General features: G+C 44.3%; 15 protein-coding genes, 2 rRNA genes, 1 riboswitch and 1 other annotated feature. Of the genes, 7 read left to right on the top strand and 10 right to left on the bottom strand.

Features of this window, described 5'->3' with window-relative positions; translation table 11 throughout:
• Positions 1 to 18: 18 nt before the first annotated feature.
• Both FFL34_RS03155 and FFL34_RS03160 read right to left on the bottom strand, forming a co-directional pair.
• Positions 19 to 2938, bottom strand: a 23S ribosomal RNA gene (locus FFL34_RS03155).
• Positions 2939 to 3257: 319 nt separating this feature from the next.
• A 16S ribosomal RNA gene (locus FFL34_RS03160) occupies positions 3258 to 4823 on the bottom strand.
• The 16S and 23S rRNA genes sit together here, the layout of an rRNA operon.
• 832 nt (positions 4824 to 5655) lie before the next feature.
• On the opposite strand from FFL34_RS03160, the gene FFL34_RS03165 reads away from it, so the two are divergent.
• Positions 5656 to 6405, top strand: coding sequence for a TorF family putative porin (locus tag FFL34_RS03165; RefSeq protein WP_138601339.1), 750 nt, complete (start codon positions 5656 to 5658; stop codon positions 6403 to 6405).
• A 257-nt stretch (positions 6406 to 6662) separates the two neighbouring features.
• Here the strand turns inward: FFL34_RS03165 and leuS are convergent, their stop codons facing one another.
• On the bottom strand, positions 6663 to 9077 hold the full coding sequence (gene leuS / locus FFL34_RS03170; protein WP_138601342.1) for a leucine--tRNA ligase: 2415 nt from the start codon (positions 9075 to 9077) through the stop codon (positions 6663 to 6665).
• Between the two features lie 118 nt (positions 9078 to 9195).
• Positions 9196 to 9408, bottom strand: a binding site (T-box leader).
• 129 nt (positions 9409 to 9537) lie between these two features.
• On the opposite strand from leuS, the gene FFL34_RS03175 reads away from it, so the two are divergent.
• On the top strand, positions 9538 to 10107 hold the full coding sequence (locus tag FFL34_RS03175; protein WP_138601345.1) for a class I SAM-dependent methyltransferase: 570 nt from the start codon (positions 9538 to 9540) through the stop codon (positions 10105 to 10107).
• 4 nt (positions 10108 to 10111) lie between these two features.
• Here the strand turns inward: FFL34_RS03175 and FFL34_RS03180 are convergent, their stop codons facing one another.
• Positions 10112 to 11233 (bottom strand): tetraprenyl-beta-curcumene synthase family protein, encoded by a 1122-nt coding sequence (locus FFL34_RS03180; protein ID WP_234031412.1) that lies wholly within the window; start codon positions 11231 to 11233, stop codon positions 10112 to 10114.
• Between the two features lie 156 nt (positions 11234 to 11389).
• Between FFL34_RS03180 and FFL34_RS03185 the strand changes: the two genes are divergently transcribed.
• Entirely contained in the window at positions 11390 to 11917 is a 528-nt protein-coding gene (locus tag FFL34_RS03185) for a gamma carbonic anhydrase (RefSeq protein ID WP_138601348.1), read from the top strand.
• 138 nt (positions 11918 to 12055) lie between these two features.
• On the opposite strand, the gene asnB is transcribed toward FFL34_RS03185, so the two are convergent.
• Complete coding sequence (gene asnB / locus FFL34_RS03190; protein WP_138601350.1) at positions 12056 to 13972, bottom strand: asparagine synthase (glutamine-hydrolyzing); 1917 nt, start codon at positions 13970 to 13972, stop codon at positions 12056 to 12058.
• A gap of 231 nt (positions 13973 to 14203) precedes the next feature.
• Positions 14204 to 15406 (bottom strand): methionine adenosyltransferase, encoded by a 1203-nt coding sequence (gene metK / locus FFL34_RS03195; protein WP_138601353.1) that lies wholly within the window; start codon positions 15404 to 15406, stop codon positions 14204 to 14206.
• 121 nt (positions 15407 to 15527) lie between these two features.
• Positions 15528 to 15633: riboswitch (SAM riboswitch) on the bottom strand.
• A 205-nt stretch (positions 15634 to 15838) separates the two neighbouring features.
• Between metK and pckA the strand changes: the two genes are divergently transcribed.
• The 4 genes from pckA (at position 15839) to FFL34_RS03215 (ending at position 20412) form a co-directional block, all read left to right on the top strand.
• Positions 15839 to 17425, top strand: a complete 1587-nt coding sequence (gene pckA / locus FFL34_RS03200; protein ID WP_138601356.1) for a phosphoenolpyruvate carboxykinase (ATP) — start codon at positions 15839 to 15841, stop codon at positions 17423 to 17425.
• 379 nt (positions 17426 to 17804) lie between these two features.
• A complete protein-coding gene (locus FFL34_RS03205) occupies positions 17805 to 18794 on the top strand; it encodes an ABC transporter substrate-binding protein (RefSeq protein ID WP_138601359.1) in 990 nt (329 codons plus the stop codon).
• A 12-nt stretch (positions 18795 to 18806) separates the two neighbouring features.
• Positions 18807 to 19616, top strand: coding sequence for an ABC transporter ATP-binding protein (locus tag FFL34_RS03210; RefSeq protein ID WP_138601361.1), 810 nt, complete (start codon positions 18807 to 18809; stop codon positions 19614 to 19616).
• The gene (locus FFL34_RS03215; RefSeq protein ID WP_138601363.1) at positions 19606 to 20412 is read left to right on the top strand and encodes an ABC transporter permease; all 807 of its coding nucleotides are present in this window, start codon (positions 19606 to 19608) and stop codon (positions 20410 to 20412) included. Before FFL34_RS03210 ends, FFL34_RS03215 begins: the two co-directional genes overlap by 11 nt.
• A gap of 120 nt (positions 20413 to 20532) precedes the next feature.
• On the opposite strand, the gene ytkD is transcribed toward FFL34_RS03215, so the two are convergent.
• The 4 genes from ytkD to FFL34_RS03235 form a co-directional block, all read right to left on the bottom strand.
• Positions 20533 to 21000: an RNA deprotection pyrophosphohydrolase gene (ytkD, locus tag FFL34_RS03220; protein WP_138601365.1), complete on the bottom strand. Its 468-nt coding sequence runs from the start codon at positions 20998 to 21000 to the stop codon at positions 20533 to 20535.
• A 29-nt stretch (positions 21001 to 21029) separates the two neighbouring features.
• Entirely contained in the window at positions 21030 to 21593 is a 564-nt protein-coding gene (locus FFL34_RS03225) for a hypothetical protein (RefSeq protein WP_138601368.1), read from the bottom strand.
• A gap of 227 nt (positions 21594 to 21820) precedes the next feature.
• Positions 21821 to 22141 (bottom strand): hydrolase, encoded by a 321-nt coding sequence (locus FFL34_RS03230; RefSeq protein WP_138601371.1) that lies wholly within the window; start codon positions 22139 to 22141, stop codon positions 21821 to 21823.
• 119 nt (positions 22142 to 22260) lie between these two features.
• Positions 22261 to 23100 carry an ABC transporter ATP-binding protein gene (locus FFL34_RS03235; RefSeq protein WP_138601374.1) on the bottom strand — a complete coding sequence of 280 codons (840 nt, stop codon included), beginning with the start codon at positions 23098 to 23100 and terminating at the stop codon, positions 22261 to 22263.
• Between the last annotated feature and the right edge of the window lie 119 nt (positions 23101 to 23219).

Raw genomic sequence — 23219 nt, forward strand, 5'->3', positions numbered from 1 at the left:
GATTCAACGACTGTAGTAGTAGTTAAGTCCTCGATCGATTAGTATCCGTCAGCTCCACGTGTCACCACGCTTCCACCTCGGACCTATCAACCTCATCGTCTCTGAGGGATCTTACTCACTCGAAGTGATGGGAAGTTTCATCTTGAGGGGGGCTTCATGCTTAGATGCTTTCAGCACTTATCCTTACCACACGTAGCTACCCAGCTGTGCTCCTGGCGGAACAACTGGTACACCAGCGGTGTGTCCATCCCGGTCCTCTCGTACTAAGGACAGCTCCTCTCAAACTTCCAGCGCCCACGACGGATAGGGACCGAACTGTCTCACGACGTTCTGAACCCAGCTCGCGTACCGCTTTAATGGGCGAACAGCCCAACCCTTGGGACCGACTACAGCCCCAGGATGCGATGAGCCGACATCGAGGTGCCAAACCTCCCCGTCGATGTGAACTCTTGGGGGAGATAAGCCTGTTATCCCCGGGGTAGCTTTTATCCGTTGAGCGATGGCCCTTCCATGCGGAACCACCGGATCACTAAGCCCGACTTTCGTCCCTGCTCGACTTGTAGGTCTCGCAGTCAAGCTCCCTTGTGCCTTTACACGCCATGAATGATTTCCAACCATTCTGAGGGAACCTTTGGGCGCCTCCGTTACTTTTTGGGAGGCGACCGCCCCAGTCAAACTGCCTGCCTGAAACTGTCTCCGGGCCGGATAACGGCCCTGGGTTAGAATGTTCGTACAGCCAGGGTGGTATCCCACGGGTGCCTCCGCGTAAGCTAGCGCTCACGCTTCGACGGCTCCCACCTATCCTGTACAAGCTGTACCAACATTCAATATCAAGGTGCAGTAAAGCTCCACGGGGTCTTTCCGTCCTGTCGCGGGTAATGCGCATCTTCACGCATAGTATAATTTCACCGGGTCTCTCGTTGAGACAGTGCCCAAGTCGTTGCACCTTTCGTGCGGGTCGGAACTTACCCGACAAGGAATTTCGCTACCTTAGGACCGTTATAGTTACGGCCGCCGTTTACTGGGGCTTCGGTTCAACGCTTCGCCCGAAGGCTAACGCATCCCCTTAACCTTCCAGCACCGGGCAGGTGTCAGCCCCTATACTTCGCCTTTCGGCTTCGCAGAGACCTGTGTTTTTGGTAAACAGTCGCTTGGGCCTATTCACTGCGGCTCAGACTCAGCCTGAGCACCCCTTCTCCCTAGGTTACGGGGTCATTTTGCCGAGTTCCTTAACGAGAGTTCTCCCGATCACCTTCGGATATTCTCCGCGCCTACCTGTGTCGGTTTGCGGTACGGGCACCTGTGAACTCACTAGAGGCTTTTCTTGGCAGTGTGGAATCTGGAACTTCGGTCACAATTGACCTCCCCATCACAGCTTGGAATTATTGGACGGATTTGCCTGCCCAACTTCCTCACTGCTTGGACGCACACTTCCAATGGTGCGCTTTCCATATCCTGCTGCGTCCCCCCCATCGTTCAAACGCTCACGAGGTGGTACAGGAATATCTGCCTGTTATCCATCGCCTACGCCTTTCGGCCTCGGCTTAGGTCCCGACTAACCCTGAGCGGACGAGCCTTCCTCAGGAATCCTTAGGCATTCGGTGAAAGAGATTCTCACTCTTTTTTCGCTACTCATACCGGCATTCTCACTTCCAGGCGCTCCACCAGTCCTCACGGTCTGACTTCACAGCACCTGGAACGCTCTCCTACCATTGTTCGTAAGAACAATCCGCAGCTTCGGTGATACGTTTAGCCCCGGTACATTTTCGGCGCAGCGTCACTCGACCAGTGAGCTATTACGCACTCTTTAAATGATGGCTGCTTCTAAGCCAACATACTGGTTGTCTGGGCAACGCCACATCCTTTTCCACTTAACGTATACTTAGGGACCTTAGCTGGCGGTCCGGGCTGTTTCCCTTTCGACTATGAACCTTATCACCCATAGTCTGACTCCCAAGGTTTCACGTTGCTGGCATTCGGAGTTTGACTGAATTCGGTAACCCGATAAGGGCCCCTCGTCCAATCAGTGCTCTACCTCCAGAACGTATACCTTGAGGCTAGCCCTAAAGCTATTTCGGAGAGAACCAGCTATCTCCGTGTTCGATTGGCATTTCACCCCTACCCACACCTCATCCCCGCATTTTTCAACATACGTGGGTTCGGGCCTCCTGTCAGTGTTACCTGACCTTCACCCTGGACATGGGTAGATCACACGGTTTCGGGTCTGCGCCCGTATACTTCATCGCCCTGTTCAGACTCGCTTTCGCTGCGGCTCCGTGTCTTCCACTTAACCTTGCATACGAACGCAACTCGCCGGTCCATTCTACAAAAGGTACGCCGTCACCCATAAATGGGCTCCGACTACTTGTAGGCACACGGTTTCAGGTTCTATTTCACTCCCCTTCCGGGGTGCTTTTCACCTTTCCCTCACGGTACTGGTTCACTATCGGTCACTGGGTAGTATTTAGCCTTGGGAGATGGTCCTCCCGGATTCCGACGGAATTTCTCGTGTTCCGCCGTACTCAGGATCCACTCCGGAGGAAACTGCCTTTGGACTACAGGGCTCTTACCTTCTTTGGCCGGCCATTCCAGGCCATTTCGTCTAAGCAGTTTCTTGATAACTCCAATGGAGTGTCCTACAACCCCGAAAAGCAAGCTTTTCGGTTTGGGCTGATTCCGTTTCGCTCGCCGCTACTCAGGAAATCGCGTTTGCTTTCTCTTCCTCCGGGTACTGAGATGTTTCAGTTCCCCGGGTTTGCCTTGCGTATCCTATGTATTTAGATACGCATACTATCCCATTACGGACAGCGGGTTCCCCCATTCGGAAATCCCCGGATCACAGTTTGCTTACAACTCCCCGAGGCATATCGGTGTTAGTCCCGTCCTTCATCGGCTCCCAGTGCCAAGGCATTCACCGTGCGCCCTTGATCACTTAACTATTAATCCAGCTTCAGCTCCTAGCGGCTCGCGTCATAAGCAATGGGCACTCCAAGCACAAAAAGTCATGTGCTTTACGGCCCCTTGCTTATGCGTATCGCCGCTAAACAGTCGCTTACGCTTTTTATTTGATGTCGTTGAATACTTTACTCTTATTTAGTTTTCAAGGTGCAAATAACGCCACCATATATGGTGGGCTACAATGAGGGTTCACTCCCTCAAAACTGAACCAAACAACCGAGTATGACTTTTATAATTTAACTTCAATGCCTACCGATAGTATATCGATGACAAGAAGCTTCCGTTTATATATTCCTTAGAAAGGAGGTGATCCAGCCGCACCTTCCGATACGGCTACCTTGTTACGACTTCACCCCAATCATTGGCCCCACCTTCGGCGGCTGGCTCCAAATGGTTACCTCACCGACTTCGGGTGTTGCCAACTCTCGTGGTGTGACGGGCGGTGTGTACAAGGCCCGGGAACGTATTCACCGCGGCATGCTGATCCGCGATTACTAGCGATTCCGGCTTCATACAGGCGAGTTGCAGCCTGCAATCCGAACTGAGAATGGTTTTATGGGATTTGCTTCACCTCACGGATTCGCTTCCCTTTGTTCCATCCATTGTAGCACGTGTGTAGCCCAGGTCATAAGGGGCATGATGATTTGACGTCATCCCCGCCTTCCTCCGGTTTGTCACCGGCAGTCACCTTAGAGTGCCCAACTGAATGCTGGCAACTAAGATTAAGGGTTGCGCTCGTTACGGGACTTAACCCAACATCTCACGACACGAGCTGACGACAACCATGCACCACCTGTCACTCTGTCCCCGAAGGGAACACGGTATCTCTACCGCTGTCAGAGGATGTCAAGACCTGGTAAGGTTCTTCGCGTTGCTTCGAATTAAACCACATGCTCCACCGCTTGTGCGGGCCCCCGTCAATTCTTTTGAGTTTCAGCCTTGCGGCCGTACTCCCCAGGCGGAGTGCTTAATGCGTTAACTTCAGCACAAAGGGGCGGAAACCCCCTAACACCTAGCACTCAACGTTTACGGCGTGGACTACCAGGGTATCTAATCCTGTTCGCTACCCACGCTTTCGCGCCTCAGCGTCAGTTACAGACCAGAGAGTCGCCTTCGCCACTGGTGTTCCTCCACATCTCTACGCATTTCACCGCTACACGTGGAATTCCACTCTCCTCTTCTGCACTCAAGCCTCCCAGTTTCCAATGACCGCTCACGGTTAAGCCACGAGATTTCACATCAGACTTAAAAGACCGCCTGCGCGCGCTTTACGCCCAATAATTCCGGACAACGCTTGCCCCCTACGTATTACCGCGGCTGCTGGCACGTAGTTAGCCGGGGCTTTCTGGTCAGGTACCGTCAAGGCATCGCCCTATTCGAACAATGCTTGTTCTTCCCTGACAACAGAGTTTTACGATCCGAAGACCTTCATCACTCACGCGGCGTTGCTCCGTCAGACTTTCGTCCATTGCGGAAGATTCCCTACTGCTGCCTCCCGTAGGAGTCTGGGCCGTGTCTCAGTCCCAGTGTGGCCGATCACCCTCTCAGGTCGGCTACGCATCGTCGCCTTGGTGAGCCTTTACCTCACCAACTAACTAATGCGCCGCGGGCCCATCTGTAAGTGGCAGCTAAAAGCCGCCTTTCAGCTTTCTCCCATGCGAGAAAAAGCATCATCCGGTATTAGCTCACGTTTCCGCGAGTTATCCCGATCTTATAGGTAGGTTGCCCACGTGTTACTCACCCGTCCGCCGCTCGTTCCACAGGCGCATGCCCCGAAGGGCAATTGCCTGCTTCCCGCGCTCGACTTGCATGTATTAGGCACGCCGCCAGCGTTCGTCCTGAGCCAAGATCAAACTCTCAAAAAAAGTTTGTGATAAGACTGACACCAATCAGTCTTCATGTCTTAGCTTTAAAATTGATTCAAGGGATTGAAGTCTTCATTAAATGAAATGATTTAAAATCTGACTTCTTACCTTTGACATCTTTTTATCATACTGGCTGTTTTGTTCAGTTTTCAAAGAGCAAACTTTGTCGTTTTTTGTCGTTTCCCAACAACAAATACTATAGTATCATCAATCGTTTCATCCGTCAACAACTTTTTTTCTTTGTTATTAAAAGCAACTGATTAATGATGTGTATTTCTTTGCGCTGTTTTTCAGCAGCAAGAATTATAATACTACCGAAGCACTAAAAAGTCAACGGTATTAAAAAACAAAATTAAAATTAAGTTAGTGGTAAATAAATCCACACTCTCGTAAATGATTTTCAGCAGACTACTACATTCCAGTCCTAATCCAACATCCCACCTTCCATATTGCAAACATTGAATCCACGTTCACCTATAAAGGACACTACCATCATACTTCTGTCGCTAGAATACAACATTACACCATTATCCAGTTTAGAGAGTGGATCTTTTATAACGGTATATGTTTGGCGGTTGTTATCTTGTTATCACTCCCTGTGCCTTCTCATTATTACTAACCAACTTTTCAACTTTTTGGTGTCACATTTTACTAACATAATCCATTTTCACTCCCCTTTTAAGGGTCTGGACAACAAAACATGCTATCTTGTAACACCGATAAAAACTTATAATAAAAGCCACTAAAAGTTTCTCTTTATTCACAACATCAACTTGTATAGCGTGTTACTGTATGGAACAAACTAACATAACGAGATTCTGAGGTGAATGTAATGAAAAAAATTGTCTTTCTGCTTTTGGCTACATTACTATTGCCTGCCACTATGTTTGCAGAAAAAAATAATGAACCATCCCCGCAACAGCTTGCCATATATAAAGAGGATATAACGGGTAACGCAGAAGAAGAAACCATTGAATTAACTGGCTTACCGTTTGCGGACAACACAGGATATTATGTTGATACGTGGGCTTCTTTAGTAGGCAATGACGGAAAAAAACGAGAAATTCAGTTTAGTGGCGGATACAAACCGCAACTTCTATTCCATGATTTAAACCATGATGGCATAAAGGACATTTTATACCAAAGTGTTTCCGAAAAAACGAGCAAACTGCATCATTATCAATTGTATACGTTTGATAACGGGCATCTAAAAAAAATGCCATTTCCTGAACAAAAATTTATCAAAACCATGTTTAAGAATAACTTTACAGTGGAAGTGCAAGTAGCTCCTGATAAGGATCCAGCTATTGTCGACGTTAGTGACCACGCCACTAAGTATGTTCATCAAGGTATTTATGATGAAAATGGAAAGTTACTTGAAAAAACATCTCCAATGATTCAGCCTATTTCAAACGTTAAACCTGTTAAAATCAGTGAACAAAAGGGATATGGGCTAAAAAGTGAGCAGCCAATCAGTGGAGCATATCCGGAAGAACGGCTTGGAACAGTGGAGACACTTTGGTATTTTGAAAAAGGCCAATGGATCATTTTAAAAACCGAATGGATATCAGATGATAAATAATAGCATCAGATATCGGCATCCCTTCACAACCGGACACCTATGAACAAAGGCGCAAGTGTCTGTAGGCTAACGTCGTCACGTCCTGTGACAACGCCAGTATAGTACGTCCTGTACGTCGAATCCGGGCGTGGTTTAACTTTTCCAAAAAAAATTGTATCGCTTCACTTTATATTTTTTATTTAGTAAAAAAGGGTCTCCCCCATTTTGCAGGGAAAGATCCTTTTTTGCTAGAATAAGCACTTTACACGAGTCAAATATCAGTTGGCAACCACATTGACCAGCTTTCCGGGTACAACAATTACTTTGCGAACTGTCTTTCCTTCGAGAAATTCTTGAATCTTTTCATGTTCAAGTGCCTGTTTTTCCAATTCTTCTTTTGATATGTCTTTTGACACGTTCATTTTGGCACGGACTTTGCCCATAACCTGCAACACAACTTCCACTTCATCCTCTACAAGTTTACTTTCGTCATATTGCGGCCACTTTTCATAGCTAATGGTTTCGGTATAGCCCAGAACCTGCCACATTTCTTCAGACAGATGCGGCGCCACAGGGGAAAGCAATTTAACAAACCCTTCCACATACTTTTTCGGAATTATTTCTGCTTTGTATCCTTCGTTAATAAATACCATTAGCTGTGAAATACCTGTATTGAAATGAAGGTTTTCAAAATCCTCCGTTACCTTTTTCACTGTTTCATGATAGACCTTATCTAACGTGGAGTCCTCATTTGTATCGATAATCTTTCCGGACAGCTCCCCTTGCTCATTCACAAACAAGCGCCATACCCGATCTAAAAAGCGCCGTGCTCCATCCAGACCATTCGTCGACCAGGCAACTGCAGCATCCAACGGTCCCATGAACATTTCGTACAGCCTTAGTGTATCCGCACCATGTGTTGAAATAATATCGTCTGGATTCACGACATTACCTTTAGATTTACTCATTTTTTCATTGCCTTCTCCGAGAATCATTCCCTGATTGAAAAGCTTCATAAATGGTTCTTTGGTCGGTACTACACCAATGTCATACAAGAATTTATGCCAGAACCGTGCGTATAGGAGATGCAAGACAGCATGTTCAGCACCACCGATATAAATGTCAACCGGAAGCCATTCTTTTAAGGCTTCAGGGTCGGCGAGCTTGTCAGGATTATCTGGATCGATAAATCGTAAAAAGTACCAGCAGCTCCCTGCCCATTGTGGCATGGTGTTCGTTTCACGCCGTCCCTTCATTCCTGTTTCCGGATCGGTAACATGAACCCAGTCACTCGTTGCCAACGGTGATTCACCAGTACCTGATGGCTTAATCTCATCCATCGCCGGCAGTTCAAGCGGCAATTCATCCGCTGGTACTGCACTCATCGACCCATCTTCCCAGTGAATGATTGGAATCGTTTCTCCCCAATAACGCTGTCTCGAAAACAGCCAGTCTCTGAGCCGGTATGTTACTTTCCGTGTCCCTATGTCATTCGCTTCCAGCCAGTCGATCATTTTGACGATTGCATCCTCTGTATACAGCCCATTTAGGAAATCGGAATTAACGTGTTCCCCGTCCTCGGTATAAGCCTCTTCGGTAAGATCCCCACCTGAAACAACCTCTTTAATCGGCAATTCAAATTTTTGGGCAAATTCATAGTCACGCTCATCATGACCAGGAACTGCCATAATTGCACCGCTTCCATAGCTCATCAATACATAATCAGCAATCCAAATTGGCATTTTTTCATTATTAACCGGATTAATGGCATATGCTCCTGTAAACACGCCCGTTTTTTCCTTAGCCAAGTCTGTCCGTTCCAAATCTGATTTCGTCTCAATTTCTTTCAAATATTCATCCACTTTGGCCTGTTGATCAGGAGTTACGATTTTCTTAACAAGCGGATGCTCCGGTGCAAAAACTGCATATGTCGCACCAAACAGTGTATCAGGTCGAGTAGTAAAAACAGAAAACGTTTCGGAATGGCCATCCACGCTAAATGTGAGTTCCGCGCCCTCTGACCGGCCAATCCAGTTCCGCTGCATTTCTTTAATACTTTCCGGCCAGTCTACGTCATCTAAATCATCCAACAGCCGGTCTGCATATGCGGTAATCCGTAACATCCATTGTTTCATCGGTTTGCGTATCACCGGATGGTCGCCACGTTCACTTTTGCCGTCGATCACTTCTTCATTGGCAAGAACTGTACCAAGAGCTGGGCACCAATTGACCGGAACTTCATCCATATAAGCCAGTCCATGTTCATATAATTTAGTGAAAATCCATTGTGTCCATTTATAATAGTTCGGGTCTGTTGTATTGATTTCACGGTCCCAGTCGTAGGAAAAACCGAGTTCCTGAATCTGTCTTTTGAAAGTAGCAATATTCTCATCCGTAAATGCAGCCGGACTGTTGCCTGTATCAAGCGCATACTGTTCCGCAGGCAGTCCGAACGCATCCCACCCCATCGGATGGAGCACCTCGTAGCCTTGCATCCGTTTCATCCGGGAGTAAATATCCGTCGCTGTGTATCCTTCCGGGTGTCCGACATGCAGACCGGCACCGGATGGATAAGGGAACATATCCAGCGCATACACTTTTTCCTTATTCGAAAATGTGTCGGTTTTAAAGGTTTTATGTTCAGCCCAGTATTGCTGCCATTTTTTTTCGATTTCTTGATGATTAAAACTCATAACTATTTCCTCCTTCTATTCTTTTTTCACGGACAGCGGGAAAATATCATTGACAATAATCATATGTCAGCGGTTTCTACCAGTCATTTTATCCAATAAAAAAGCCACTCATCCCCATATAAGGGACGAGAAGCTTTCCCGCGGTACCACCCAATTTAACGCAGTCATTTGCGTTCACTTCCATCCATAACGCGGATAGACGGCATAGACTACTGCTGTTTCATCCATGCAGCTTAAAGGTGAGTTCATAAATCTTCGGGGGCAGTTCACACCAGCCACTACCTCGCTTTACCCGGGCAGATTCACTACTACTCCTTCGTTTCGCCGGTCATTATGTAAATCGAATTCTAGCCGATACACCAGGGTTTTGTCAAGAAAATCTAGTGTAGGCGACTTTCCCACTGTTTGTATTTCATGCTAAACTAATCATAGCATGTTACATAAAGGAGTACAAACAAACATGATAAAAGGAATTATCCATTTTTCACATCATCTATTGAATGAAGCTATTATTGAAGGTGACACTGTTATTGACGCCACTTGCGGCAACGGGCACGACACCGTGTTTCTTAGTCAGGCAGTTGGCTCTAGTGGGCATGTTTATGGATTTGACATCCAGGAACAAGCCATTATCAATACGAAACAGCGCCTCTCTGAGTATCAGCTGACTAACGCAACGATTATTAACGACAGTCACAGCAATTTCATCCACCATATTCCCGTAGACCGACTGACAAGGATTGGTGGGGCTATTTTTAACCTAGGCTATCTTCCCGGAAGCGACAAATCAGTGATTACCAAAAGTGAGACGACTATTTTGGCGCTGGAAGGAATACTATCCCACCTTAAACAAAACGGGCTGATTGTGCTTGTTGTTTATCATGGACATGAGGGCGGTGACCAGGAGAAAGAGAATCTCCTGCGATATGTGCAACTGTTCGACCAGAAGCTGTACCATGTTTTATATTATGGATTTATTAATCAGAAAAACGATCCACCCTTTATTATTGCCATCCAGAAACGAACTTAATCCGTCAATCTTCCCGGCTTTCCCGGCCGCTTTCATGTCCGGGAATATAAGGCCGGGCCTTTATTTTGCGAATCCAATGATACATTTTGGCATTCCAGTGAAAGAAAGACGCTGCACTCCCGCTTTCACGAAGTAACACATGAGTCATATCCATTCCACTGGATAAGCTTTTCACTTTCGGATCGCCTAAATACAATCCGACAAGACCATGGTGGACCATCTTATGAAATGACCTGTCCCTTATCTGCTCTACATGGATATCGGTCTGTCTGATAAAATAAGTCAACCGTTTTTTCATATGTTCATGACTTTCATAATAATTACAGAAGTTCAGGTCACCTTCCATTTCATCTTCCTTCTGATCGATATAATAATCCAATAAAATATGTAACCCCTGCATGTACGGGAAATAACTATCGACAATTTGTTCCGCTAATTTTTTGCTCATTGGCACGTTTAGTGAATAGGAAACCAGGCAGAAGATCCCCAACGTCGAACCGGCAGCTGCCGAGAATTCATACCAATGAAGCGGAGTTGATGCGTTCGTGTTAGCGTTAAACCAGCTTACTAACCGGTCAATACGCTCGTCCATACGAACATGTTTATGTACCTGTAGATCACTATAAAGCTGTTCTAACTCAAACAAGTAGCTTTGAATCACATCATATCCGTCCAGTTGCCGCATTGTTTTTTGACATGTGCGGACAAGATCTGCTAAATACTCTCCATCCGCTTTTTCACTACGATACGCATAATAATGTCTAATCGGTTTGGATGGACTCAGTGCATCGGTCATCGCTTTATGCAGCTGCCGAAAGTCATCAGGATCCATTGACGTACTCCTGTCACACAGATTGTCCAAATAATCACTGATTGTCTGATAGGCAACAATAAATCGGATTGCTTCCTGCCATTTATAGCCGGCGAGAAGAGCATAAACAGCACCACCTAGGCAATGGAACCGCTTTGATTCGATGCTCGCCAGTGCTTGGTTCCGCAATTCATTTTCCGGGATTTGCTTAGCACGTTTTTGCCAAAAAGTTAATTCGTTATTGACTGCAGGGAAAACTTTTCTATATACTGCCATCATTAAGGTCACCGATGTTTTCGGAACACGATATCCCAACCCATCCCCTCCAATAGCTATTGCGACAGTTCTTCGATTATTTCAAATTAAACCCTCGTTACAGAGTTTTGCACCTTGTTAAAACGTCCAGTTTGTCTGCTTCTACCTCAAACACTATACTACTTATATATCACCATATTTTTTAGGGGGATTCAAATGATACACCATTTCAAACAAACAAAGCCCGACATCCACCCTTCAGTTTTCATTGCACATGATGCTGACATCATCGGGGATGTTACCATTCAGGAAGGGTCCAGCGTGTGGTTCAAAGCCGTTATCCGGGGGGATGTTGCGCCAACTAAGATTGGTAAACGGGTCAATATTCAGGATTTGTCACTTCTGCACCAAAGTCCAGATATGCCTTTAACGATAGAGGATGATGTAACTGTCGGGCACCAAGTCACCCTTCATGCATGTACAGTCAAACGTAATGCCCTCGTCGGCATGGGGTCACTTATTCTCGATGGTGCCGAAATAGGTGAACATGCCTTCATTGGTGCGGGAAGTCTTATTCCGCCGGGCAAAAAAATACCACCCCATTCACTTGCACTGGGTCGGCCGGCAAAAGTTGTCCGCACATTGACAGATAAAGACTATGAAGAAATGGCACGCGTACGGAAGTCTTACGTTGACAAAGGGCAGTACTACAAACAGCATACTGAGCTGGGCCAGGCATTTTAACATCCTTATAATAAAAACTTTGGCTCGGCGAAGCATGCTCCTCGCGGTTACGGATCGAAAACTTTGACTGACGGCCCTTCTCATGCTAACAGGCGGTCACGCTTTTTTCACCAACGCACCGCCTGTTATTAGTCTCTATTATCTCTGGCAGGTCTTCGTTATTACCCCAAGGTCAAGCTCAGGGCGAGATAACGCTTCTTCGTCAAATTCCTTCTCTACAAAAATTTGATGCCAGAGCATAAACATAAGCACTGTCCATATCTTACGGCTGTAATCTCCCTTACCTTGGCAATGCGCATCAAGTAGATCATAAATATATGATTTATGCAGTAGATGTTCTGTCCGACTTTCATGAATAAGCCGTTTCGCCCAGTCATACAGCTCATTCTTCAGCCAGTGGCGGATTGGTACAGGGAAACCAAGCTTTTTCCGGTCCAGCACATGGTCCGGTATGATCCCTCTTGAGGCCTCACGCAAAATACTTTTAGTCGTCCCGTTAGCAATTTTCAATCCTGGCGGCAGCTGGCTTGCCACCCGGAATACCTCTTTATCCAAAAAAGGAACACGGAGCTCAAGGGAATTGGCCATCGTCGTCCGATCCGCTTTTAATAAAATATCTCCGCGCATCCACGTATGAATGTCGATATATTGCATCTGATTAACGAGCGGATCCTCGCTTACCTGATTATATAACTTTTCCGTTATTTGCCGGTAAGATATATCGTCCCGGAATGATTTCAGGAACTTTTGCTTTTCATCATCTTCAAACATTTTAGCGTTACCGATATAACGGTCGCGCAATGGGGTTGTCCCTCGCTCAAGGAAGCTCTTACCACGTACACCCTCTGGCATAACGTCAGCCACCCTTGCCAGCAAACTTTTAATAGGGGTCGGGATGTTGTCGAACAGTTTCAAGGAGTCCGGTTCCCGGTAGATATTGTAACCGCCGAACAGTTCATCAGCTCCTTCGCCGGATAAAACAACTGTGACATGTTTCCGTGCTTCCCGTGCCACAAAATATAGAGGAACACAGGCTGGATCGGCAAGTGGATCATCCATATGCCACATGATTTTTGGAAGTTTCTCCACATACTCTTCAGGAGTAATGCGGTAAGCGATATTCTCAACCCCTAGTTTGTCTGCTGTCTCCTTGGCAACATCAATTTCAGAATAACCTTCCCGTTCAAAGCCAACGGAAAATGTCTTTATATCCGGGTTGAATTCTTTTGCCATTGCCGCAATGATGGTGGAGTCAATACCACCGGACAAAAACGATCCGACCGGAACATCACTGCGCATATGCACATTGACTGAATCATACATCACATCTTGAATACGCTTCATCCAATCCTGTTTGTCCATTAGTACCGGATTGAATGATGCCTGCCAATAGCGATATTGTGTCATCTTTTCCGTCGGTTTTTTTATAAAGTAGTGCCCTGGTTCTACTTTTTGGATTCGTGTTGTCATCGTCATTGGCTCCGGGACAAATTGGAAGCTCAAATAGTGCTGCAGCGCCTCCGGGTTAACTGCTTCATTTTCCGTCATGAAGGAAATACTCTTCTTTTCAGATGCGAACACGGTTTCTTCATCCGTTTCCCGGTAAAATAACGGTTTAATGCCGAATGGATCGCGTGCACCGTAAAGTATTTCGTGTTCTTTATCCCAAACAAGAATCGAAAACATCCCACGCAAATGTTCAAATGCTTTTTCCCTGTATTTTTTAAACAAGGCTGCAATGACTTCAGTGTCCGATTCTGTTGTAAACGAAAAGCCTTCTGCTATCAGGTCACGCCGCAATTCAACATAATTATAGATTTCTCCATTGAAGACGAGCCAGATTGCTTCATCATCAAAACTTAACGGCTGCTGTCCACTATCAAGGTCGATGATGCTTAAACGTCGGAATCCAAGCGATACATACGCATCATGATAATAACCTTCATCATCAGGGCCTCTATGTGTCATCAAATTATTTCGCTGTTTAAAAGCAGTTTTTTGTTCTTCACTTGGTGTAGCTGGGTTGCTGCGTATCATGCCAATAAAACCGCACATTTTTTTGCCTCACTTTCCATCAGTTGCATCTTTCAAATTATACCACAAACCAAACAAGTATAACTACGAAAAAAGGCAAAAATCGACCTTATCGCCATATACACAGGGCATTAGAAAAACCCAATATCCGCCTTGTCTTATAGCGAATACCGAAGTTTTTATTAAGGTCATCCATATAATACTTTCTGACGTTACAGAAAAGGTGCAGACAAGATTCTGCACCTTTTTCCTTTATCGGTTTTTCACCAATGCCTGCAACTCATCTACTTTGTCGGTTTTTTCCCACGGGAATAAAACATCCGTCCGTCCAAAATGACCATATGCGGCAGTGTTTTTGAAAATTGGCTTCCGTAAGTCCAGCATGCGTATGATACCTGCCGGACGAAGGTCGAATGTTTTCCGAATGGCATCCACAAGCGTTTCCTCGTCCATCGCACTGGTGTTAAACGTATTTATAGAAATTGATACTGGCTCAGCAACACCGATTGCATAGGCAAGTTGCACTTCGCATGTTTTTGCCAAATCTGCGGCAACAATGTTTTTTGCAACATACCGTGCTGCATACGCGGCTGAGCGATCCACTTTCGTCGAATCCTTCCCACTGAATGCCCCGCCTCCATGACGTGCATAACCGCCATATGTGTCAACAATAATTTTTCTTCCCGTCAGACCTGCATCACCTTGTGGGCCGCCAATAACAAAACGCCCTGTCGGATTAATGATATAATTGGTCTCATCGTCCAGTAAATGCGCCGGAACAACCGGTTGGATAACATATTCAATCATGTCTGTTTCAACCTGTTCCGGAACAGCATCTTGATGGTGCTGTGCAGAAATGACGATAGTATCAATTCGCACCGGTTTGCCGTCTTCATCGTATTCAACCGTTACCTGTGTTTTACCATCAGGACGCAAATAGTCCAATATGCATTCGCTGCGCACATCTGCCAGCCGTTTAGCCAGTTTGTGGGCGAGCGAAATTGGCAATGGCATCAATTCCTCTGTTTCATCACAAGCATAACCGAACATCAGCCCCTGATCGCCGGCACCAATCGATGCTATTTCCTCATCACTCATTTTTCCGAGACGTGCTTCCAGTGCATTATCAACGCCACCGGCAATATCTGGCGACTGTTCATCGATGGCTGTAAGCACGGCGCAGGTTTCAGCGTCAAAACCGAATTTGGCGCGTGTATAACCTATATCTTTAATGGTCTGGCGTACAATCGCTGGAATGTCTGCATAGGTTGTTGTTGTAATCTCCCCAGAAACAAGCACCATTCCTGTCGTAACGTTTGTCTCACATGCTACTCGAGCATTGGGATCTTTGGTAAGTATTTCATCAAGTATCGCATCTGAAATCTGATCGCAAATTTTATCCGGATGGCCTTCTGTCACCGATTCAGATGTGAATAATCGACGCTTTATAGCCATATGGCTATCCTCCTTGGATTTTGATACGGAACTCCTTCTCTTCAGTATATCTCAACCTGTTCGTTTCTTTATCAAACAAAAAAACCTTTCCTGCGTCCCGAGGAAAGGTTGAGGCCTTTCGCTCTTATTGTTCAAGGTCTTGGCCTTGCACCAGTTTAGCACCTTTTCACATTCGTGACGGTTGCCGGGCTTCAATGGGTCTGTCCCTCCACCACTCCGAATAAGAGAGTATCCGCTCGACAAATATCGTAACGAATCCCCCTATGGGATGTCAACTTATTTATTGGGATGCAGGAACATTGACACGAAAATTTCATATATATAACCATAAAATAGTATGGACTATTATTTAAAATGTGTTATACTAATAAACAGATTAAATTGATAAGAGTTATTTATACTATGAAAATAATAAAAAGGTAGGTATGCCAAATGAAAACAAAAGAAGACACATTGCTGACTAAAGATTTGTTAACACATGAAAATATCCATTCAAACTTAACTGTTCCACATTTAGTTGAAAAAGTATTGTCGCGTGATGAAGGCGTTTTAAGTTCGACAGGAGCTGTCAGTGCTACAACAGGAGAATACACAGGCCGTTCCCCGAAAGACAAATATATTGTACGTGATGATACTAGTGAAGATGTTGATTGGGGGGAAACCAACCAATCCATTGATGAAGCTTCCTTTGATCAACTGCTAAAGAAAGTGACTGCCTATTTGCATAGTAAAGATGAATTATTCCGATTCCAAGGTTTTGCTGGCGCAGATGAAAATTACAGGCTACCGATTCAAGTAATCAATGAATACGCATGGCATAACCTGTTTTCCCGGCAGCTGTTCATCACACCAACAGAAAGCGAATTGACAGAGCATCAACCGGAATTCACGGTAATATCCGCACCGACATTCAAAGCTGACCCGGAAGTAGACGGGACTAATTCCGAGGTGTTTGTTCTTATTTCTTTTAAAAAGCGGATTGTACTAATCGGCGGAACCGAATATGCCGGTGAAATCAAAAAATCCATTTTCTCTATCATGAATTACCTTTTACCCAAGCGTGATGTGTTATCCATGCACTGCTCGGCTAATATCGGCCAGGAAGGTGATGTAGCGCTGTTCTTCGGTCTGTCCGGAACCGGTAAAACGACACTTTCCGCTGATCCTTACCGGCGTCTGATTGGAGACGATGAACATGGCTGGAGCCCTAATGGCGTCTTTAATATCGAGGGTGGATGCTATGCCAAATGCATTAATTTATCCAAGAAAAAAGAACCGCAGATTTATCATGCCATCCGGTTTGGTTCCGTCTTGGAAAACGTTGTCCTTGATAAGACGTCACGCGATCCGGATTATGATGATACGTCCCTAACGGAGAATACACGGGCAGCATATCCGCTCGAAAACATCAACAATATCGTTTCACCTAGTGTTGCCGGACATCCAAATACCATCATTTTTCTGACCGCAGACGCTTCCGGTACCTTGCCGCCAATCAGTAAACTGACAAAAGAACAGGCAATGTATCATTTCCTAAGCGGCTACACAAGTAAACTAGCTGGAACCGAGCGTGGTGTCACCATGCCGCAAGCAACATTTTCTGCCTGCTTTGGCGCACCGTTCTTGCCTTTAGCACCATCAGCATACGCCGAAATGCTTGGTGAAAAAATTGATCAATATAATTCAAATGTATTTCTCGTGAACACCGGGTGGACTGGTGGGCCATATGGAACGGGTGAACGCATTAAGCTTTCCTATACAAGGGCAATGGTGCATGCAGCACTGGAAGGCGAATTAAATAATATCGAAACAGTTACAGATTCCATTTTTGGCTTAGCTGCACCGATGCATGTACCGGGGGTTCCGGATGAGGTACTGATTCCAAGTAATACTTGGTCCGATAAGGAAGCATATAAGGCAGAGGCACAATCATTAGCCATGAAGTTCCATGAGAATTTCCAAAAGTTCACACAGGCAAGTGAAGCAATCCACAACGCAGGTCCGATTTACAAAGGGTAACAAACATTTCGTTTCCTCATCCCAAAAGGATTTTATATATGAAGGAATATAGTTGGCTTATGCCGGCAACCGGTCTTCCTTATGGAGGCCGGTTTTTTTCTGCGTCAGTAGGAAAGACTTTTAGACAACTGGGGTTACAAATCTTCCACATCCTACTTCGACGTACTAGTGCAGGTGCCCGCACAGGATGTGACGGTTTTAGCCTGCAAAGGCGTTTATACCTTTGTTCCTCTCCGGACGAGTTCATATGAAAAATGTTCGGTCGTTAAAGCCCTACAATCTCCCAACAAACTAGTCGTTTCTAGGCATTCACACATTTTTACCAACCACATATGATAAAAAGTATAACACAATCTTTATGCAGAAAGGAACGAATGTTATGAGAAAGCGTTTCTGTACCGCTTTATTAGGTTGTCTCTTGCTTGTTTTTACTGCTGCATGCGGTTCAGGGGGAACGTCAACGGTCAAACTTGCGGAAGTAACACGATCACTTTTTTACGCCCCACAATACGTCGCAATTGAAAAAGGTTTTTTTGAGGAACAAGGTATCGACATCAAGCTCCAGACAGCGTGGGGTGGGGATAAAACGATGACCGCACTGCTATCAGATGGAGCAGATATTGCGCTTGTCGGATCGGAAACATCTATCTACGTGCAGGCACGAGGTTCTAAAGACAAAGTCATTAACTTTGCTCAGTTGACGCAAACGGATGGTACTTTTCTCGTTGCAAAGGAACCAAATCCTAATTTTGAATGGCAAGATCTTAAAAATACTACATTCTTAGGACAGCGTGTAGGCGGTATGCCGCAAATGGCTGGAGAATATGTATTGAAAAAACACGATATTAATCCAGAAACAGACTTGAACCTCATCCAGAATGTTGATTTTGCTAACATACCAGGTGCTTTTGCTTCAGGAGACGCACAGTATGTCCAATTATTTGAGCCAACCGCCAGCACATTTGAAAAAGAAGGTAAGGGACATATTGTTGCCTCGTTCGGTAAGGAATCCGGTCATGTACCATATACAACATTCATGACCAAAGAAAGCTTTATGACGAATAATGAAAAAACCGTAAAAAATTTCACAAAAGCAGTCCATAAAGCCCAAAAATGGGTGCAAGAACACAGTGCAAAAGAAATTGCCAAAGTGATTCAGCCTTATTTCGAGGACACAGAACTGGAAATCCTGGCATCCTCCGTTGACCGCTACAAAAGCCAAGGTTCATTTGCACTGGATCCTATTCTTGACAAAGATGAATGGAACAATCTAAAAGATATTATGGATGAGGCCGGTGAACTACCTGAAGATGTTCCATATAAAACACTTGTTAATACGCAAATTGCTGAGGAAGTAATTGGCGACTAAGGAGGGGGAACAATGTCATTTCTTACCTTAGATCATGTTTCACACCACTATTTTTCTAAAAAGAATTATACAAAAGCCCTCGACGACGTCACGTTTTCTATCGATGAAGGTGAATTCGTTGCATTACTGGGGCCAAGTGGGTGCGGAAAATCAACCATACTCTCCATCATTGCCAGAATCGTCGAACACACTACCGGTAATATTTATGTAAACAATCAGCCACTGCACCAATCCGATTTGGATATTGGCTATATGTTACAACAGGATTATTTGTTCCCTTGGAAAACAATTATTAATAACGTATTGATTGGACCTAAGATTAGACATGATGATTCACAAGAAACAAAAGAAAAGGCGGTGAATCTGCTCGAACAAGTCGGGCTTTCCAAGATAAAGGACAATTATCCAGACTCCCTATCTGGTGGAATGCGGCAGCGGGTAGCGCTTGTACGCACATTAATTACCAACCCAAAGGTACTATTATTAGATGAACCATTTTCAGCACTTGACTATCAAACAAAGCTGAAGCTAGAGGACTTAGTTTGGGATCTTCTCCAAATTTACAAGAAAACGTCCGTTCTCGTTACACACGACATTGGGGAGGCAATTGCCATGAGCGATCGTATCATGCTCATGGATGCAAACCCAGGTTCTATTGCCAAAACATTTGAAGTGCCTGTTGAATTGCGCAATGAAAAGCCATTTCTAGTACGACGACACCCTAAGTATCAATTTCTGTTCGATAAGATTTGGGGAGAATTGAATAAAAATGAGGCAGTTCCTGAGCAATCCAAGGTGGTGACATCCTACAATGAGACGTGAATCCGATCAGCAACTGTTTGCAAACTATCAGCTTAAAATAAAACGCGAAAAAAAGTTTGTCTTTACCTGGCAGATTCTTATACTTGTTGCCTTTTTTGGTCTATGGGAACTTGCCAGCAATATGAATTGGATTGACCCGCTTATTTTCAGTTCACCTTCTGAAATTTACCATGTTCTAATTGAGAAATTCACTAATGGATCCATGCTGACACATCTTCAAGTAACATTGTTCGAAACAGTTTTAGGCTTTCTGATTGGAACCATATGCGGCATTATCCTTGCAACAATCTTATGGTCGTCAGAGAAGTTTTCGCGTATTATGGATCCCTATTTAGTTATTCTGAATGCTATGCCGAAAGTTGCCTTGGGTCCTATTATCATTGTTGCCATGGGTCCTGGCTATCTATCGATAATTGCAATGGGAGCCATTATTTCCGTCATCATTACAACATTAGTAGTTTACTCTGCATTTAAAGAAGTGGATCATAATTATATCAAAGTATTAAAAAGCTTCAAAGCAACCCGATGGCAAATTTTCAGAGAGGCTATTTTCCCGGCCGCTGTTCCGTCCATGATTTCCACGCTGAAAGTGAATGTCGGTCTATCTTGGGTAGGGGTCGTTGTCGGGGAGTTCCTTGTATCCAAAAAAGGACTTGGATACTTGATTGTTTATGGATTCCAAGTGTTCGACTTCTCCCTTGTTATGTCAAGTTTGATTCTTATTGCCGTATTTGCGGCGCTAATGTACAAAGTCGTTGAACAAATTGAGAAGACACTTATGAAGCATACGCGTTGATAAAGTGAACGTTCACTCAGTTAAGGGGGCTCTTCTCCCCCTATCCGGATTGAGCTCTTGTCGATCACAAAGTTATTTTTTTCTTCTTTAAGTATGCTAGTGGAATTCATCATTTCTTCCCTATTTAATCTTTTCGAGGTAATCCAAGCAATGCTTCAGCACATCATCTTTCATAATAAAGCTATAGGACTTACGATACTTTATATCACCTGGTAAGGCGTCAAGGAGGATGGGACCGTCCGTTTCATAGTACGTTGTCTGAGGGAGCAGCGCGTTTATTTCAGCCGCATAAACATTTTTAACGATTGTTCCACCCTTCCCAGCAACAACATATTGACCTATGTAACGAATCGAATCAATTACTCCCCCTGTTTCCTCCCGTACTTCACGGATGGCTGCATCACGTGCACCTTCGTTTTCTTCCACTTTTCCACCGGGAAATTCCAAACCGCGGTCTTTGTGTTTGGTGAGCAGCCATTTATTTTTATGTGTGCATATTACCAACACATGCTTTGGATCTTTAGAAAATGGATGATCATTAAACGACAATTTTACTTCATTCCGATAAAAATCCTTAAAAATATACATCATTTCATCTGCTTTCCTGTTCCGTTCAATTAGTCAAATGTAATCCCGGTTATTTTCCACTTATTATGAAACGTAAATGTAATGTTAATCGTACGGGTACCGTATAATTCTGTTGTATTCGTTTGTGTAACTTCTACAGTATTATCATTCTTCCGTATCATATCATAGTCCTCTTCTTCATGAAACCATGGCGGTGTTTCGGTCGGTTTGAGATACAATCCATCGGGTTCTTCGTCAAAATAATAGTCGATATATTTTGTAGCAACTTCCTTTGATGAAACTTTTGTAAATGCTTTTAACAGCTGATTTTTAGAATTGTAATGGAGCACCTTATAGCTTTCATTAGTTTCCTGCACAATTAAATTCATAAACTGACTGGTTAAGAAAACAACACGTTCATGATCCAATTTTTTAATCGTTTTACTATTACTGGCGGGTTTAGCTTTTTCAGTCACTGCGTTATCCGCTTCAAGATGATCTGTTCCTTCTACGATTGATACCGAATCATTTCCAGTCCCTTGCAGCGCAATGAAAAAGAACATAACAACCAAACCTGTTAGAATATAGTTTAGGAATTTGCGTTTTCGCACCATGAGTCACCTCTCGATACTATATATAAGTATCGTTCTACTAATCTATTCCTTTTTTTCTGAACCATTAAACAAAAAAACAGGGATTAGGAGGGAAATATTGAAGCAACGAAAAATCCGAATAATGATTCAACATTTTTCCAGTTAGAACCACTTCGGATTTTTATTACTCTTTTAAAAACTATGTTATCATGTGTTTTTAGTTACATCCTGGATTCTGAAACGTTCGTTCACATATGATGGTCGGATAGTATACCCATCGATTCAATATGCTGTTTTGTCACACTATCTCCTAGTTCATAAACCATGCGGAAAGCTTCTGTTATTTGATTATCGTAGTCATCATTGGACTCATCATTATGATAAGGCATAATTGGCACATGCGCACGATAAAATGCTCGAGTATCCGCATCATTCATATTATCGAGTTTATAACGGAGTGTTTGTACCTCATCCGTTGTTGCGTAAATCGTGAATTCATCATTATTGTCATATTTAATTTGTGAAATTTCCTTACTGCCTAAATTGATATAAAATTTCTTTCTTTCCATACTGCACCTCCTATTTCTAATTTGCCGCGAAACAGGAGATACATGCATGTTATCTGTAGTTAACTTTTCATATTAACTCCCCCATCAGTCACTTAACTGATGGGGGTCCATATCCATATTCAGTTTGCTGCTGTCCGGGATTCACTTAAACCGTTAGTTCCATTTGCGAAAACACAGCGACCTCTGCCATGTGGAATGCACATAGGTGTTCCGAACATCGGGTCAAACGTGACATCACATTTCATCTGAAAAACTTCGTGAACCAGGTTACACGTTACAATTTCTTCTGGTTTCCCCTGTGCAAAAACACTTTTGTCCTTTATAGCAACAATATTGTGAGCATACCGGCAAGCAAGATTTAAATCATGCAACACCATGACAACGGTGCGACCGTCCTTTTCATTCAATTCAAACAAAAGATCAAGGACATCGATTTGGTGTGTCATATCAAGATAGGTAGTCGGTTCATCCAACAGGATCGTATCTGTCTCCTGTGCCAGTGTCATCGCAATCCACGCCCGTTGACGCTGACCACCGGATAATGAATCAACAGGCCGGTCCTGCAATTCCAACATATTGGTTGCTTCCAAGGCGTGATGGACTGCACGCTCGTCTTCTGTCGACCATTGTTTCAAAAAGCTACGATAAGGATGTCTCCCTTGTTTGGCAAGTTCTTTCACACTGAGACCATCTGGTGTTGCTGGACTCTGCGGTAGTATAGCCAACTTTTTTGCAACTTCTTTTGTACTAATTTTGGCAATGTCTTCCCCATTAAGGACAACATCCCCGCCTTTTGGCTTCAATAACCGTGCCAATGAACGTAGCAATGTGGACTTTCCGCATCCATTACTGCCGATAAAAACGGTTATTTCCCCTTGTGGAATAGCCAAGTCCAAATCATCAATTATTATGTCGTCACCATATCCAAGCGTTAAATCCTTCGCTGATAGCGTCTGCATCGGAATCTCTCCCTACATGTTGCGTAATCTGGACGAAGCACACATACGTATATATACGGCCCAGCGTTCCAATACTTTATATCTATAGTTTATTTGGTTTTTGCCAAGAAGTCAATGAC

The sequence above is a fragment of the Lentibacillus cibarius genome (assembly GCF_005887555.1).
Classification (GTDB): Bacteria; Bacillota; Bacilli; order Bacillales; family Amphibacillaceae; genus Lentibacillus; species Lentibacillus cibarius.